Consider the following 16712-nt stretch of genomic DNA (forward strand, 5'->3'; position numbering starts at 1 on the left):
AAATCGTATGCGTGGTATTGCAGGGAAAGTAGTTATCGTAACAGGTGGGGCACAAGGAATCGGTCGTGCTACTGTGGATCGTTTAGTAATGGAAGGAGCAAAAGTAGTTATTGCTGATAACCATATGGAAATTGGGAGACAAGTAGAATCGGAACTAAACAAGGAAGGCATAGTTACATACTTTGTAGAGACTGATATTTCTGATGAATTATCAATTGAAAATATGGTAAGTGACACAATTGAAAAATTTGGACGTATTGATATGTTGGTCAATTGCGCAGCAACCTTTATTATGCGTGGAATTGAGGCAACTGTAGAAGAATGGCGCCGTATTATGGATGTAAATATTATGGGACAAGCAATTTGTGTAAAACATGTTTCGTCTAAAATGATTGAAGTGGGTAAAGGATCTATTGTGAATATTGCATCAATATCTGGGCATATTGCGCAATCAAAGTATTTAACATATAACGCAACAAAGGCTGCTGTAGCTAATATGACACGATGCATGGCAATGGATTTGGCAGAGAACAATATTCGAGTAAATGCTGTTAATCCTGGAACGGTTTGGAATAAGAACAATGAACGATATCATTTAGAGGAATTGGGTTTAAACCGTGAGCAAGCTAATCAACATCCTGAAATCGGAGGGATGCATATGTTAAAACGTACAGCTGATCCGGAAGAAATTGCATCTGCGATTGTATTTTTATTATCTGATGAGGCGAGTTTCATTACAGGTGAGAATTTGATGGTTGATGGTGGTTATACAGCTATGTAATGGGGGAGTATATATGAAATTTGATATGCATACTCATCATAATAGGTGTGGTCATGCAATAGGAAGTATCCGTGAATATATTGAGGAAGCAATTAAAAATAAATTAGATATAATTGGTATTTCTGATCATTCACCTTTTTTTGGGGAATCACAAGACCAATATAAACCATGGGTTGCGATGGCTAAAAGTGAGTTTTCTCATTATATAAACGAAGTTCTAGAATTAAAAAGAGAATATCAAGATAAAATTAATGTGCTAGTAGGGGTAGAATCTGATTTTTTCCCTGAGCATGCACAACTGTATCGTAATCTGTATAAGAAATATCCTTTGGATTATATTATTGGTTCTGTACATGTATCCAATGGTATTGATTTATTTAATAGAGAGCGTTGGTATAACATTAGTCAGGAACAGGTTTTATATGAGAAAGAGATTTATTATGATCTAATTCAACAATCCGCTAGAAGTGGAATGTTTGATATTTTAGGACATATCGATGCACTAAAAGGCTTTTATCCATCTTTTTCAGATATTAAAACGAAAACTATTGATCAGACACTTCAAGTGATTGCAGAATGTGATGTAGTTATAGAGGTTAATACCTCAGGAAAGACAAAGGATTGCGGTGGTTGGTATCCAGCGGATGATATTTTGGAACGGGCTTTATATTACGGTGTAAAAGTTACTTTTGGCTCCGATGCCCATCATCCTACTCGTGTAGCCGATGACTGGGAACTGGTTCGAAAATTTTTAAAAGAATTGGGTTATAATGAATGGTTTATATTCTTAGAACGGAAAAGAAAACGAATTAAATTGTAATGTTGTTATAGAAAGTATCCTACAAATTATCTTTATCTGTAATTTAACCAGATGAGAGTTTATCTTGAGAATTTTTAATAATAATAAACGTTAAAATAAAGTTTGTGGTCAAAAAGAAAATAGCAATTTTTAATTGATTAGCAAAAAACTTCAAGTAATCTATTGCAAAGAGCCATATTATTGGATTTTATTAATTTCTTGGTTTTCAGATAAAATTATGAAAAATAACAAATGAAAAGGGGTTATCTATTATGAAAAAAATAAAAGTTGCTATTGCTGGAGTTGGGTCTTGTGCATCAAGTATTATTCAAATTGTGTCTATGGCCAAAGAACAAGGTGATTTACTTGCAGGGATTATGCATGAAGAAATCGGAGGGTATAGTTTAAGCAATGTAGAATTTGTTGCAGCATTTGAAGTAGATAGCAACAAAATAGGGCTTGATTTATCAGAAGCGATTTTAATTAATCCTACAGTTGCCATCAGTCATATTGATGTTCCTTTTCAAGATGTAAGCGTAGAGCCTGGTCCGTTGTATGATGGTCTGGAAGGAAATATGGAAGAAATTATTGAAGCTCATCCTGAGACGTTAAAAGTAGATATTACTGATGTAGCAGCACGCTTAAAAAAAGTGGAAGCAGATGTATTAATTTGCTACCTGCCAACGGGTTCTTATAATGCGGTTCGTTCATATGCAAAGGCATGTTCTATATCAAATACTGCATTTATTAATGCAACACCGGAGCCTGTTGCAAACGACCCAGAATATGTAACAATGTTTGAAGAAAGTGGTACACCGCTATTAGGAGATGATATTCGTAGCCACATGGGAGCAACAACATTACATACAGCTTTGATTGAGTTATTACAATCTCGCGGTATAGAAGTTACCAATACTTATCAACTTAACTTTGGTGGTAACACAGACTTTTTGAATTTATCTAATTCAAATCGTTCCGTGAGTAAACAAAAATCGAAGCGAAAAGCATTGTTTGCAGCAGGTATTGATGCGAGTAATGTAGCGGCAGGTCCTAATGGTTATGTAGAATACCTTGGTGATAATAAAGTTTGTTATTTACGATTAGAAGGAAAATCAATTTTAAATTCACCAATTTCATTTGAAGTTCGCATGCAGGTGGAAGATAGCCCTAACTCAGCTGGTGTTATGGCAAATGCAATACGTGTAGCGAAATTTGCTAAAGATAAAAATCTAAGTGGTGTAATTGATGAGGTATGTCCATTTCTATTCAAAAGTCCACGTATTGGTACGACTGAATCAAATAGCTTAAAAATGTTTAATGAGTTTGTAAATATCAGTAATCTCCGACTACAAAATAATTAATTATTAATTTGAAGAAGGGAAGAATGGTATTGAAGTTTGAGGGAATTAAGTATGCTGCGTTTGATTTGGATGGAACAATATTAGATGAAAAGGGAAAGCTATTTGATGGAGTGAATCAAGGGATTAAACTACTGGTCAGTAAGTCTATTACGCCTATCATTATAACAGGGCGTACGTACGATTCATTTCGTGGTCTACGTTTAGAAAAAGAATTTTTAAAAATGTTTAATGATATTGTAATTCTTAATGATGGGAATGTGTTTTTTCATAGAGGTACAGGATCGTTAACAATAAAGAGCGTATTGTCTAGCATGCTGTTTCCATTTATATATAGTTTGTTGCATGATAAAGCAGAATTTGTAATTGAAGCAGATGGAAAGCACTATGCCTCTAATAGACAAGCTGTTTTGAAGTACTCAATGATTTATATGGTTCCAAGAAATTATATACATGTAGTTAATTTTAATCAACAAAATTTTGGAGGAATAACGAACATTTTCGTTTTTCCTCCGGATAAAATAGATTTGTCTATGCTGACGAAACGTTTTGCTTGTAATGTTGCATATATTGATTATTTAAATACAGTAGTAATTACGCCTAGTAATACTTGCAAAGCAGTCGCACTAAAAAAACATTTGCGTGAACATTTTGATGAGACAAGCCTTCAACATATAGTTGCTTTTGGTGATGGTTATAATGACCGTAATATGCTTCGAAATTGTAAAATAGGTATTGCAGTAGAAAAAAGTCATAAAGATGCAGTAGAACATTGTGATTATCATCTGGACCAACCTATAGGGAAATTTCTACATAAAACATTCAAATAAATAATTTAATAGGTATAGCTATCTTTAAGATAATTATAATCCTCTAGAAGTATAAATAATCTTAATTATAAATTACATGGAGGTTACAATGAAAATTCATTTTCCAATACCGGGCCATTTAAAAAAAGAATTTTTATCAGAGTTTATAGAACGGATAGCCTATTTATCACCTAATATTCAATTTGTACAATTTCTTGAATCAGAAGGAGTAATTGAAGTTGAACTTATTAAGGATGAAAATATTGAAAATTTTCAGTTATCATACAGTGAATTATCGGAAAGTTCTAAAAGGTGGAAGTTTTTGAATGAAAAAGAACTGAAGTCTAATTTATCAATGGATCAACAACATATCTATTCTGCAGAAAAAGTTGCTGATGTAGCCTTTTATGGAGAATTAGAGTTGAAATTACTTGAATTTTTTGATCAGCAGTTCATTGAAATTGCCCGAAATGCAGGAGCGACGCTTCGACAATATCCTGTAACATTAACGAATGAAATAATGGAAAAGTGTAAATATCATACTAATTTTCCTCAGAACATTTTTGCTGTTTTTGAAATTCCACATAACTATCAGATAATCGACAGTATTCGCCAAGAAGGAAATGGCTTTCATGCAGGTCATTTTCAAGACAGTGGTCGTTTCCTTCAACCTTGTGTTTGCTACCATTGTTATTCAGAATGGACAAATCAGCAGTTCACAAGTCCAAAAATAATCACTGCAAAAGGAAATTGTTTCCGACACGAAATTCAATGGCGTTTGAATCCTTTGCGAAAGCTCGAGTTTACAATGCGAGAAATTGTCTTTATTGGTTCAGAAGAACAAATACTGGATTTACGTATGGAAATTTTAGATGAAGTATGGAATTTATTCAACGACCTTAATTTAAATGGTAAAGTAGTCACTGCAAGCGATCCATTCTTCTTCTATGAAGATATGGATAAAGTAACGTATCAGAAGATGGCAAACGCTAAATATGAATTAGTTGCAGTAACAAACGGTGAATCAAGTTCAATTGCGTCTTTCAATTACTGTGATGATACGTTATGTAAAAGTTTCGATATTACAAACAAATATGGAGAAAATCTAAAATCTGGTTGTGTAGCTTTCGGTATTGATCGTTGGTTGCAGGTATTTTTAAATCAATATGGCAAAGATGACGCTTGTTGGCCAGAAAAGTTGTTTGAGAAAAAGGGAGGAGAAATTTTTGCATAATACTTTATCACAAGAGGAACAGCTTGTACTACTCTTGTCAAAACTAAGCCTAAATAAAACAGAAATCGAGAATTTGAAAAAGCTATTATATGCAGTGTTGGACTGGAATCTAGTACTCGGTATGTTGCAAGTCCACCGAACCTCTGGAATTGCGTGGAAAAATATACGTGATCATGCTATTCACGAGAGGAAGAATTTTAAAGCAACATATTTTTTGAAATCATTGGAAATTATGTATAAAGGACAATATCAAACAGCTCTCGAAAATATAGAATTAAACTATCAGATGCTCAAAGAGTTTGAAAATCGTGGTGTTGAGTATACTCTGGTTAAAGGAAGCATTATTGCTCAATGGGCATATGAAGATTTTGGATTGCGAATGTTTAATGATAATGACTTATTAATTTCACTTGATAAATTACCAGAGGTTGGGAAAATCCTAAATGAACTCGGGTATGTACAAGGATCGTGGAATTACGATACTAACTCAATTAATCTAGCTAAACGCAATGAAGTACTCTACTTAAAGATGAATTCGCATCAAACATATCCATATATGATGGCAACACCCGACTGTGTTTTTCTCGATTGTCATAAAGTGGACGTTCAGTTTTCAGTAGACCTAATGTCGCGTAATCGTACAGAAGATATTGTAAAAGAAATGCTGAATAGAAGAGTAAAGGTATTAGTCAACGGAAAATTTCCTATGTGGGCATTGCAAGAAGAAGACATGCTGTTCTTTGTATGTATGCATTTCTATAAGGAAGCAATTTATCGTAGTGAAGTTCAAATTATGAAGGATTTGGTGCTATATAAAATGGTAGATATATATGGCTTATTTGTTAACAAGAGATTTTGCTTTAATATTGATACATTTATTGGACGAATAAAAAAATATGGGTTTGAGAAAGAAATATATTTTGCTCTTCATTATGTAAATGAGGTTTTTCCAGATATAATTCCACAAAAACTATTGGAGGCGTTGAGACCAGAATCAATAGATTATCTATCAGAAGTACTTGATAGTTCGAATGCCGTTCATAAATGGGAAGATCCTATTGTAAAGCGCTTTTTTAATATGGATCGAGTAGCAGAGCTAAACAAGTAAATATTTTAATGAGTATATGAAGGGAAGAATAAATAATGGAGCCACAAACTAAAGATAGTATCGTTCAAATTATAACTGATAAACTAGTAGAGATACTAGAATTAAAAGAACCAGTTCAATTTAATGAAAATCTCTCTTTTTATGGTCTTGATTCAATAATGTCGGTACAGTTAATTGTTGAATTAGAGGATTATTATAATATTGCGTTTGAAGATGAAGAGTTGATATTTAGTAACTTTGATACAGTTAGCAAAATTGTTGAATTAATTGAAGGAAAAATTTAAAAATGACAAATTTAATTGATCCGTGGATCTTGTTTAATTTTATGCAGGTGGATAACGTAGTATGGTATTACAACATAAATCAGGAACAAGAATGGAATAATTCGAAAGTATTCCCCACAGTTAAGGATTTACAACAGTGGGAACTAGTTAAACAACAAGAACAACAATTATTCTTTATGGCACGAGCAGAAGACTGTGTGATATTAAGGCATGATCCGGATCCAATATTTCTTTCCTACTTAGAAGAAAACGGTATAATACTTCCTCAATTTCGTCGTATATCTGAAAATTTAGAGGGGTTAGAAAATGAGCAGGGCTCAGGAATTCTAATCCCATATATCAATTCAGAAAATATATTTAATGAAGAACAGATCAATACCTTTTCAATCTTTGGCTCAAGCCCTAAACTAGTCAAATACCTGAATAATAAGTTTAACACGCGGAAATGGGCAATAACGCATAATATTCCTGTGACTAGGGGGTTTTTTTGTTACAATTCAGAAGACTTACAACATGCTTATCAAGTTTTAAGAGAAGAAGGTTTTCAAAAAGTAGTACTTAAAATTCCGTATGGTTCTTCAGGAAAGGGATTAAGGATTTTAGAGAATGAAAAACAGTTTTTTAGTTTGCTTCGTTTTATACAACGTCGTGGTCATGCTTTCGAATTTTTACTAGAAGGTTGGCATACAATTGACCGTTCTCTTAATTCACAGTTGTTAATTCAAGATGAAGGATGTCATCTTCTAGCAATTACTGAGCAAATAATTGATGAAAACGGAGTATATACTGGTACAAATTATACCCCACGATATGACGATGATTTATTAGAACGTTATCAATTAGATATAATAAAAATTGGTGAACTATTGTATGAGGATGGTTATCGAGGGATATTAGGCATAGATTCAGTACTTGATAGAGAGGGAAAGTTATTTCCTATAATTGAATTTAATGCTCGTTTTACGCAAGCTACTTACTTATTATCATTAATTACAAAATTAAGTTTGAAATATACCTATATAGAAAGTCGATTTGTACGATTTGAACTAACAGAAGAGCATTCCTTCGATTCAATTAGAAAGAAACTAGAATGCGTAATAGAACCAGAAGCGGATGATGGTTTTTTAATCTATACTTTTGGAAAATTCACAACAGAGATTAGGACGTACTACCGTGTATTCATCCTGTTTTATGGAAAACAACGTAAAAATGTAGAGAAAATGACATCTCGTTTTATGCAAAATAATTTTTCTATTTTTTAAAGAAAGGAGGGAGCTTATTGTTAATAAATAATAGTGTCTTATTAGAAAAATGTGTTCAATATGGTACCCCGATGTATGTATATGACGGGGATTTTTTAAAAAGCCATTATAATTGTGTTCGTAGTCAGCTTAATTCCGCTGTTGATATTTTTCTTTCGTTTAAGGCAAATTCTAATGCAAGTATTGCATCGCTTTTTCGCTCATGGGGTACCGGCATAGAAGTAGCATCAGTTGGTGAATTGAAGACGGCATTAAAAGTAGGATATACTCCTGATAACATTATTTTTTCTGGTCCAGGGAAAAGAGAAAATGAGCTAGCTTATGCCATTGAACAAAATATTTATTGCATAATTGTGGAGTCAATTCAAGAATTAGAGAAAATCGCAACTTTAGCTTTTGAAAAAGAGAAGAAGGTTTCAATTGGTGTTCGAATTAACCCAGATTCCTTTAAATCGGGTGCAAAAATTAAGATGGGTGGAGTTCCACGGGCATTTGGTATTGATGAATCAAAAATTGATGAAATTTTTTCATTTATTGCGACCTCTAATCAATTGCATTTCAAAGGAATCCATATTTATTCTGGTACTCAAATTCTACAAGCTTCTTCTATTCTTGATTCTTTTGCATATACTATAAATTTAGCGAAAGAAATTTTAGAAAAATTCGAACTGACTTGTGAAATGATTAATCTGGGTGGAGGTTTCGGTATACCTTATTTTCAAAATGAAAAAGAACTTGATTTTAAAGAGGTAGCAAATGGATTAAATCTTCTCATCATGGAAAACAAGAAGATTTTTCCTCGTACACGCTATATTTTAGAAAGTGGTAGGTACTTACTGGCAGAGAGTGGAGCTTATTTAACAGGAATTACCTATGTAAAGGAATCAAAAGGAGAAAAATTTTTAGTGACAGACGGAGGATTACATCATCATCAAGCTGTGACATTTCGAGGGCGAGTTATTCGTAATAATTATCCAATGAGTTTATTAAAAAAATCAGGTGAACTTAAAGGATCTGAAACGGTCTCAGTGGTCGGACCACTCTGTACGCCAGAAGATTTAATAGGGCGTAATGTTCAATTACCTGTGGCAGAAAAAGGAGATGTCCTGTGTATTCAAAAATCAGGGGCTTATGGGCTTTCATATAGTCCGTGTCATTTTTTGGGACATCCTACACCTATGGAATTATTGTTCCTTGAGGGGAGAGAGTTGATTATTCGTGAGAAGGGAGAGCCAGAAGATTTGTTACTAAGACAAAATATTCAATTGTTCGAATAGGAGAGGTTAAATGATTAATGATAATATATCGATATTAGAACATTTATCAAAAAACTTTTTTCAGCGTGCTAAAGATTATGATGGAAAACCAGAATTTCCACATCGAAATTTTGATGATATTGTAGATGAAAATCTACATATTGCGAATATGTCGAGAGATTATGGTGGTTTAGGTATGGGTTTTGAAGAAATTGTAAAATTAATAATTAAGCTGTCTGAAGGATGTTCCTCTACTGGACTTTCTTTAGCCATGCACTACTACTCATTGGGTGGATTCCAGCAAATTCTTAATGAAGAGCAAAAAAATATTGTATTTAAAGACATTAGGGAGAATGGTGAATTTATTGCTTCAGTTAGTGATCCCAATGTATTATTTATGTTTAATAAAGAACAAATTGAGAGTTTAACAACTATTAAGGCTAGGAAGGTACCGGGAGGATATATAATAAATGGATTTAAGCCCACTGTAACAGGGTGTCCACGTATTAAATATTTGCCAATCTATTGTTTCCAAGCGGATTTAAAGAAGGAAACTCCATATGGTTTGACAGCGTTATTAACTGAAATCCCAAGTGAGGGGGTAACTGTTAAAGAGTCATGGAATTATTCTGGTATGCGTGCTTCTATGAGTCATGATGTCTATTTCAATGATGTTTTTGTACCGGATAATTATTTATTAGGGCGAGAAGGGTATGCTATCGAAGATACTCAGGATCTAATTTACTGGTTTCGTTTAGCTTTTGTATCAGTCTACCATGGAATTGCACAGTCTGCGTATAATCATGTTCTAAAGGTTGTGGAAAAGAAGCGTGATCGAATATCTAATAAACCTTTAGCTTTCTTACCCGGGGTGCAATATAAAATAGCTGAAATGAAAATCAAGTTAGAAGTTTCAAAAGCACAACTATTAAGTTCTGCACAACAAGCCGATAGGGAATTAAATAGCGGGAAATTTACTAATGACTTATATACTCAAACATTGATTGCTAAACAATTTGTTACTAAGATAGCAAACGAAATAGTTTACATGGCAATGCAAATTGTGGGTTTCAAATCGTTAGATAAAGGTGATTTATTAGAACGTCTATATCGTGATGTACGAGCAGCTACATTTCATCCACCGACGGAAGATTTATTAAAAGAAGTAATCGGAAAAAAAGAATTAGGAATCATTTCTTTAAAAAAACGCTGGGTATAAGGAAAGAGAGGAGGTATTTAGAGTAATGAATTTAAAGAATCCGCTTTTTAAAAGTAATTATCATAATTGTTCTCAATTAGTTACAGCTGCGATGCTATCACGACATAAAATACCGGTAGAGCAGATATGGAAACAAGCAGGTTTAATATTTGGTAATACAGATAATGAGTTAATCTTAATGTCTTCTTTTCGTATCCTTGCTGAGGATATATATAAATATAACGGAATTAAATTAGAAAAAAATTCATATCCCTATGGTGATTATGAGGAATATGTGAAAAAAGTTTTTGAAGAGAATATTTTAGACACAACTTTTGCTGCTTCTCTTGATGTATTTGAACTACCCTATTGCCACTATTATCAAAGAGAACATGAGTATCATATTGTTGAAGTAATAAAGGCAGAAGAAGATGATTTAATTATTTGTGACCATTTTTATCATTATTACGGGAAACTAAGTAAAGCTCAATTTAAGAAGGCTGCCTATTCTGTTTATAAAAATACGGCACGCCAGGAAAATGTATATAAATTTATTAAAGAGGTTAATTTTAAAAATGAGGTAGATATAGTTAGTGTTCTAGATGAAAATTTAAAGGCTATGGAAGGCCATACTATTCAACTTGAATTTGAAGATACTATGGTAGGGTTACAATCCATTCCCCATATGAAAGAGCATTTTATGCAAATTTTTAAAGAGGACTTCAACACAGCTAGGCCAGTATTAGATGGCTATTTTACAGGGCTTAAAGATATTGCAAACTCTCGTTACCATCTTGCTACATTTTTAAAAAGCTTTGATGATAAAGAAGAAAGTAAGGCATTAATTGAAAGCTATCAAGATGCATATCAATGTTGGGCCGTTCTAGCTAATCTCATTGCACGGATGTTTGTAAGCAAAAGGTTAGATGGTATGGAAGAGCGAGTTTCTAAACGATTTGATAAGGCATATGAATTAGAAAAGATAGTGGTAAAAGAACTAAAGAATTATTTGCATGTGCTTTCGACATCACATTTGTAAATAATTAATATGAGAGGAATGAGTAATATAGGACGCTTTATAGAGTTAGATATAGGACCTTTTGTAAATAATCGTGGAATGACTTATGAAGGGGAATGTAATAAAGGAAATCTTACTCTTGGACAATCTTCTTTGCCTGCTGAGGTATTAATGAGTAGAGAGTTTTTTGAATCTAATGGAGTACCTTTTCATTTTACTTATTATGAAGCAGGAGATAATTTGGAGATGATGGGTCAAACTATAGATATTGAGAATATAACAGCAAGAAGAGCTCATTTTTTTGGTGCTTCTAGTAATGGAAGTTTTTATGAGGATGTCTATTTTTTGAAAGATAGAATAGAAGTATTTAAGTGTTGCGTACATCTCAGTGACATTATTTCTGTAAACCCTGATTTTTCAGATCAATGTGCATTAACTTTAGATTATGTACATTCTATTAATGGGAAAAACTATAATTTTAGTCCGCGTTTATGGCACTATTGTATCGATTTTGTGAATGATGTGGATTTCAATCAGATTCGATTCGAAGATAATCCATTTATACATATTTTTGCCATTACGTTTGAAAAATAAAGAGTTAAAAACTTGATCGATGTAAAATTTATAATCAAATGATAAATTTTCGTTTTAAATCATAGTTTTCCTTTGATTTAATATAAATATATAACAAGATCCTTTAAATTTAGTAGTGCTACTATATTAAAGATGTAAAGTATTTGTAAATATGTACGGGATCTAAAATATTTTTACTTTATTTCTTTTTAATAATTTCAATCTTTTAAAAAAACAGAAAATTATTGTAAACACTGTCATATTAAGTTACAATTATGTATAGGGAGGTGATTATAATGAGAAAAGAGAATTTAATTAAGGTAAACATGATTAAAGTTAACATGATTAAAGTTAACATGTAATGATAATAATTATTGAAGAAATGGACAAGTTTTTAGTCAAAAACTTGTCTATTTCTTTGGAGAAATTTAATGATTCTTACTATTTTAGGAGGAAAGATTATATTAATCTGTTCATAGAATTGGAACAATTTTCATTAAAGTTTTATATATAATAATGTTCTGTATATTTTTTGGGGGAGGATAGCAAGAATGAATAAGCTCACTTTAAAACGGAGTCAAACATTAAAAATCTATAAATGGACCTTATCTTTTTTAAAACCATATAAATGGAAGCTTTTGCTGATTATACTTAGTGGGTTGTTAATCACCTCTAGTGAATTAGCAATTCCAAAACTTATTCAATATATTATTGACACAATATTGCCTTTACAAGATAAAAAACAGTTAGGATATGTCTTTTTTATAATGTTTGGGCTTGTATCAATAAGTATTTTACTAAGTGCAGTACGAAATCTCTGGCAACGTCAATTGATTGAAAAATCTTCTAGAGATTCGCAATTCGCAGCATTCAAACAGTTACGTGATCTTGGATTTGCATATTTTGAACAACATTCTGTAGGAGAGACGCTTTCCTTTATGAACACACAAATGCAGGCAGTTCAAAAAATATATAGACAATACTTACCGACGACGATTGAGCATACGATATTTACGCTAGTATCTTTATGTTTTATGTTACAAATTTCAGTACTACTTACATTAATTATTGTACCTAGTTTTCTTTTCTATTATATTTTCGGACCATTTCTGGAAAGGAAAGCATCTACATATAGCCGTACAAATGCACAAACTTTTCAAAGTTTACAAAAAAAACTCTACGAGAGCTTAGCATCAATGGGAGAAAATCGTACATCTGGGCATGTAGGTTGGGATTTGAAAAGGGTTCAAAATTTACATAGTCAATTGAAAACAAATTATGAGAAAGCTATTTTCTTCGCATATCTCAGAGGAACAAATCGCCGTCTTTCTTATTATATTGGTGCAATTGCTACCTTTTTATGTGGGGCACTTTTAGTACAGAACGGATCATTAAGTACTGGAGAATTTGTTGCATATATTTTGTATTATTTTTCAGCAATGCATATTTTGACTTCTATTGTCACAGCGATTACGGAACAACGAATGTTAATGTATCAAATAGAGCCATTATATCTTTTTATGCAGAGGATTCCTGAAGTTATTGAACCAACAGAGCCTACTTCAATTTCAAATGTTCTTGGGGAAATCACATTTAGCAATGTAGGGTTTGGATATTCTAAGCGTCCATGTGTGCTACAGGAATTTAACTTGAAGATTAAAGCTGGGGAAAGAGTGGCATTGGTGGGAAAGAGTGGTGGTGGCAAATCTACTGTCCTCAAACTAATAGGTCGTTTTTATGATCCACAGCAAGGTAATATCTATTTGGATAGCATTAATTTACGGGACCTTTCATTTGCACAGTTACGTGACTCTATAGGGTTTGTTTTCCAAGAAACCTATCTCTTTAACACTAGCATTAAAGAAAATATAAGATTTGGTAATCCAGATGCTACTGACGCTGAGATATATGAAGCTGCAAAGTTATCGCATTGTCATGAATTTATTATGCAGCTGGATAAAGGATATGATACTCATATTGGTGAACGTGGTTTCAAGCTTTCAGGTGGTCAAAAACAGAGAATTGCTATCGCTCGTATGATTGTTAAAAATCCTTCAATTGTAGTTTTAGATGAAGCGACATCCGCGCTAGATAATATAAGTGAAAAAGAAGTACAATCAGCTTTTAACAAGTTGTTAATAAATCGTACAGTTATAACCATTGCACATCGTCTATCTACAATCAAAGATTTTGATAGAATTGTATTTATAGAAGAAGGAAAAATTATTGAATCAGGCAGTTGGCAGGAATTGATGGAACAACGAGGGAGATTCTATAAACTGGCATCAGGTATCTCGTCTAAAGGGGAGGTAATTGTGTGAAAAATCTAGGTTTAGTGTTCGAGTATATAAAAAAATTAAAGTGGATGTTTGTACTATCTATTTTTTTAGTAATTTTAGAATCAGTAGCTAACCTTTCAATGATAGGTCTTCAAAAATGGTTAATTGATGATGTTTTATTGCAACAACAATACGGCAAACTTTTTTTAGTAATTTTGTTGTTTGCTATAGCATTTATTGGATATGCCATTATGTTTACAGTATCACCTTACGTGATGCGCAAAAATGAAATTATAATTCATAATTCACTCCAAGAGAGAATGCTTTCGGTGCTACAAAAGATATCAATGGCCGATTTCCTTAAGAACCCGACAACACAATATTTGCATAAATTTAATGATGATGTTGCAATTATAGCTGATACAATTGCACTTAATATCCCTCAGGGCATACAGTCAATCCTAACAGTAGTCCTTCTAACAGGAATTATTGGTTATACTAGTCCTGTTCTATTATTAATTGTTTTTTTAATAAGTGTTATTTACTATTTGGTTAGTACTAAGTTAGGGCCAAAAGGAAAAAAAATTTCTAGAGAGGTACAAGAAAATAAGTCTGCACTATTTGTACATATTGAAGAAGGTGTTTCCTCTACTCGGGAAGTAGTGGCATATCATCGTAGACAGTGGGAATTGAAGAATTATAATCGATTATTTGAAAGATTGTTAGCTTCAGGAATAAAAGAAGTAAAGTTTCAAAATAAACTTTCATTCCTCACAGATCCTCTAAAGTGGGGGGCAAATCTAGCGGTTCTTGGATACGGGGCGTTCGAAGTTATACAAGGTAACATCTCTATAGGATTATTTGTTGTTATTTACCAATACACTTCAAAATTAGTACAAGGATATCAAGACGTATTTAATTTTGTTATTAAACTATATAATCGTAAAGCATCAATTGATCGAATTAATGATGTGCTAAATGCAAAAATAATTAAAGACGGTTCGCTTATGTTAGAAGAACCGATTCAAAGTATAGCCTTAAACGAGGTGGATTTTGCATATCAACAAGATTCCCATAATGTTTTACAATCCGTTTCTATGAAATTTCCAGTAGGTCAAAAAATAGCCATTGTTGGGCCAAGTGGATGTGGAAAATCAACAATTGCTAAACTGTTAGTTCGCTTGTATGCTCCTTCCACTGGTGTAATTAAAGTTAACAAAACTAAGATACAAGATATTCGAACAAAAGAATGGTTAGGTCGTGTTGCGATGGTTTCTCAAGAACCCTATTTCTTTCCAGATACAATTCGAATGAATTTGATTATGGGGCTTGAAGCAATTTCAGAGGAACAATTACGTATGGCTTGTAAAGTTGCCCAGATTGATAGTTTTATTAAAGAACTACCTGAGGGCTATGATACAATGGTTGGTGAGAGAGGAGTTTCACTATCTGGGGGACAGAGGCAGCGATTAGCTATTGCACGTGCTATCTTGAAGGATCCTGATATTCTTATTCTTGACGAATCAACCTCTGCACTTGATGTAGAAACTGAATCTTCCATACAAAAGGGATTAGATAAGCTGCGTCAAGGTCGTACAACTATTGTTATTGCACATCGTCTATCAACTATTGAGAATGCAGATATAATTTATGTAATGCAAAGCGGACAAGTTATAGGCTGTGGAACGCATGAAGAACTTATGAATAATTCCACTCAATATAAAAAATTATTTACAGCGCAAGTTATTAGTGCTTAATGTTTGTAGTGTCACATTAATAACGAATATTAAGTGAAGTATACAGTTCAAGATAAAAAATAATGCTTATTATAGTAGATATTATATGACATGAGCATTTAATTATTAATTTTTTGTGTAAAGAGTATTCTGTAATACATAGAGTTAAAATTGGTCAGTATTTTACAATAAGCTCGACTCCTATGGGAATAAAAATTGCTAATCCTACAATAAAAATAAAATATACAAAAGGGCGTAATAATATTAGAAAAAATAGCTAAAATGATTCTGGAATTAAAGGTTAAAAAAACGAATCCATTGTAAGTTATTTGATATGTTTTAATATAAATTTTTAGGTGCTTCTAAAATTCATTCCTAATTACAGTAGTTGAGAATGGATTTTGGGAGCATTTTTCATGTCTAGTTTGGAGTTTAGTCAGTGTGATTATGTATTTGTGGATTATCGTTTAAACTCTTTGTTATTTAATTACTCGGCTTATAATTCCCTAATACTTGTATTTGTATAAAAAGTTACCATTTAAGATATGTTCTTTCTTTTTTATTCAGAGGTTGCTATTTAAGAAAAAATTTCAAACCAATTTCCATTGTAATTATCTCTTTTAGATAAACAGTGAAAATATTGTTAATTAGAGGTTGTTTTACATAAGGGGATTTTTGTGACAAAACAAATTAACACGAGTTTCCTTCTTACAAGGCATCAAAACATGTCTATTTGAGTACTTAATAAACGTAGGATTTTAGGTATTCATTTTTTATGATTTGTTAATTTTTTTGTTCTTTTAATTCATACATAATTTTGTTAAGTCTAGTTTAATTAATAAAATTAGTTTTCACTTAAATGTGAATATGCTTTCTTTTAGAATAAGGTAATTGGCTTTGTCGTTGTGATGTACCTCCCTATTCTGCGTTTGCAATACGAAGCATTTTACTATAATAGAATCTGTTAATACATAAATTAGTTCCTGTCTCTTATACACATCTCCGAGCCCACGAGAC

General features: G+C 32.4%; 14 protein-coding genes. All 14 read left to right on the forward strand.

The window, feature by feature from the left end:
• The first annotated feature begins 7 nt into the window (after positions 1–7).
• Complete coding sequence (locus tag JDS96_RS21595) at positions 8–781, forward strand: SDR family NAD(P)-dependent oxidoreductase (RefSeq protein ID WP_199667987.1); 774 nt, start codon at positions 8–10, stop codon at positions 779–781.
• Positions 782–794: 13 nt separating this feature from the next.
• Complete coding sequence (locus tag JDS96_RS21600; protein ID WP_199667988.1) at positions 795–1601, forward strand: histidinol-phosphatase; 807 nt, start codon at positions 795–797, stop codon at positions 1599–1601.
• A 251-nt stretch (positions 1602–1852) separates the two neighbouring features.
• Positions 1853–2941, forward strand: coding sequence for an inositol-3-phosphate synthase (locus tag JDS96_RS21605; RefSeq protein ID WP_206777170.1), 1089 nt, complete (start codon positions 1853–1855; stop codon positions 2939–2941).
• A gap of 23 nt (positions 2942–2964) precedes the next feature.
• Entirely contained in the window at positions 2965–3768 is an 804-nt protein-coding gene (locus tag JDS96_RS21610; protein WP_199667989.1) for an HAD hydrolase family protein, read from the forward strand.
• An 88-nt stretch (positions 3769–3856) separates the two neighbouring features.
• Complete coding sequence (locus JDS96_RS21615; protein WP_199667990.1) at positions 3857–4981, forward strand: aminoacyl--tRNA ligase-related protein; 1125 nt, start codon at positions 3857–3859, stop codon at positions 4979–4981.
• Complete coding sequence (locus tag JDS96_RS21620; RefSeq protein WP_199667991.1) at positions 4974–6089, forward strand: nucleotidyltransferase family protein; 1116 nt, start codon at positions 4974–4976, stop codon at positions 6087–6089. Before JDS96_RS21615 ends, JDS96_RS21620 begins: the two co-directional genes overlap by 8 nt.
• A gap of 35 nt (positions 6090–6124) precedes the next feature.
• A complete protein-coding gene (locus JDS96_RS21625) occupies positions 6125–6373 on the forward strand; it encodes an acyl carrier protein (protein ID WP_199667992.1) in 249 nt (82 codons plus the stop codon).
• Between the two features lie 2 nt (positions 6374–6375).
• Positions 6376–7635, forward strand: coding sequence for an ATP-grasp domain-containing protein (locus JDS96_RS21630; protein ID WP_199667993.1), 1260 nt, complete (start codon positions 6376–6378; stop codon positions 7633–7635).
• A 17-nt stretch (positions 7636–7652) separates the two neighbouring features.
• Entirely contained in the window at positions 7653–8912 is a 1260-nt protein-coding gene (locus JDS96_RS21635) for a type III PLP-dependent enzyme (RefSeq protein ID WP_199667994.1), read from the forward strand.
• Positions 8913–8922: 10 nt separating this feature from the next.
• On the forward strand, positions 8923–10110 hold the full coding sequence (locus tag JDS96_RS21640; RefSeq protein WP_199667995.1) for an acyl-CoA dehydrogenase family protein: 1188 nt from the start codon (positions 8923–8925) through the stop codon (positions 10108–10110).
• Between the two features lie 25 nt (positions 10111–10135).
• Positions 10136–11128, forward strand: a complete 993-nt coding sequence (locus tag JDS96_RS21645; RefSeq protein WP_199667996.1) for a hypothetical protein — start codon at positions 10136–10138, stop codon at positions 11126–11128.
• A gap of 18 nt (positions 11129–11146) precedes the next feature.
• Positions 11147–11701 (forward strand): hypothetical protein, encoded by a 555-nt coding sequence (locus JDS96_RS21650; protein WP_199667997.1) that lies wholly within the window; start codon positions 11147–11149, stop codon positions 11699–11701.
• A gap of 530 nt (positions 11702–12231) precedes the next feature.
• Complete coding sequence (locus JDS96_RS21655; RefSeq protein ID WP_199667998.1) at positions 12232–14001, forward strand: ABC transporter ATP-binding protein; 1770 nt, start codon at positions 12232–12234, stop codon at positions 13999–14001.
• Positions 13998–15716 carry an ABC transporter ATP-binding protein gene (locus JDS96_RS21660; protein WP_199667999.1) on the forward strand — a complete coding sequence of 573 codons (1719 nt, stop codon included), beginning with the start codon at positions 13998–14000 and terminating at the stop codon, positions 15714–15716. The genes JDS96_RS21655 and JDS96_RS21660 overlap by 4 nt, the downstream gene beginning before the upstream one ends.
• The last annotated feature ends 996 nt before the right edge of the window (positions 15717–16712 follow it).

The organism is Bacillus cereus group sp. N21 (assembly GCF_016483395.1).
Classification (GTDB): domain Bacteria; phylum Bacillota; class Bacilli; order Bacillales; family Bacillaceae_G; genus Bacillus_A; species Bacillus_A pseudomycoides.

Excerpts from the sequence above, each read along its gene's own strand:
- JDS96_RS21605 (WP_206777170.1), top strand. The coding sequence starts at position 1,853 with ATGAAAAAAATAAAAGTTGCTATTGCTGGAGTTGGGTCTTGTGCATCA.
- JDS96_RS21595 (WP_199667987.1), top strand. The coding sequence starts at position 8 with ATGCGTGGTATTGCAGGGAAAGTAGTTATCGTAACAGGTGGGGCACAA.
- JDS96_RS21645 (WP_199667996.1), top strand. The coding sequence starts at position 10,136 with ATGAATTTAAAGAATCCGCTTTTTAAAAGTAATTATCATAATTGTTCT.
- JDS96_RS21600 (WP_199667988.1), top strand. The coding sequence starts at position 795 with ATGAAATTTGATATGCATACTCATCATAATAGGTGTGGTCATGCAATA.
- JDS96_RS21615 (WP_199667990.1), top strand. The coding sequence starts at position 3,857 with ATGAAAATTCATTTTCCAATACCGGGCCATTTAAAAAAAGAATTTTTA.
- JDS96_RS21650 (WP_199667997.1), top strand. The coding sequence starts at position 11,147 with ATGAGTAATATAGGACGCTTTATAGAGTTAGATATAGGACCTTTTGTA.
- JDS96_RS21610 (WP_199667989.1), top strand. The coding sequence starts at position 2,965 with ATGGTATTGAAGTTTGAGGGAATTAAGTATGCTGCGTTTGATTTGGAT.
- JDS96_RS21630 (WP_199667993.1), top strand. The coding sequence starts at position 6,376 with ATGACAAATTTAATTGATCCGTGGATCTTGTTTAATTTTATGCAGGTG.
- JDS96_RS21640 (WP_199667995.1), top strand. The coding sequence starts at position 8,923 with ATGATTAATGATAATATATCGATATTAGAACATTTATCAAAAAACTTT.
- JDS96_RS21625 (WP_199667992.1), top strand. The coding sequence starts at position 6,125 with ATGGAGCCACAAACTAAAGATAGTATCGTTCAAATTATAACTGATAAA.
- JDS96_RS21655 (WP_199667998.1), top strand. The coding sequence starts at position 12,232 with ATGAATAAGCTCACTTTAAAACGGAGTCAAACATTAAAAATCTATAAA.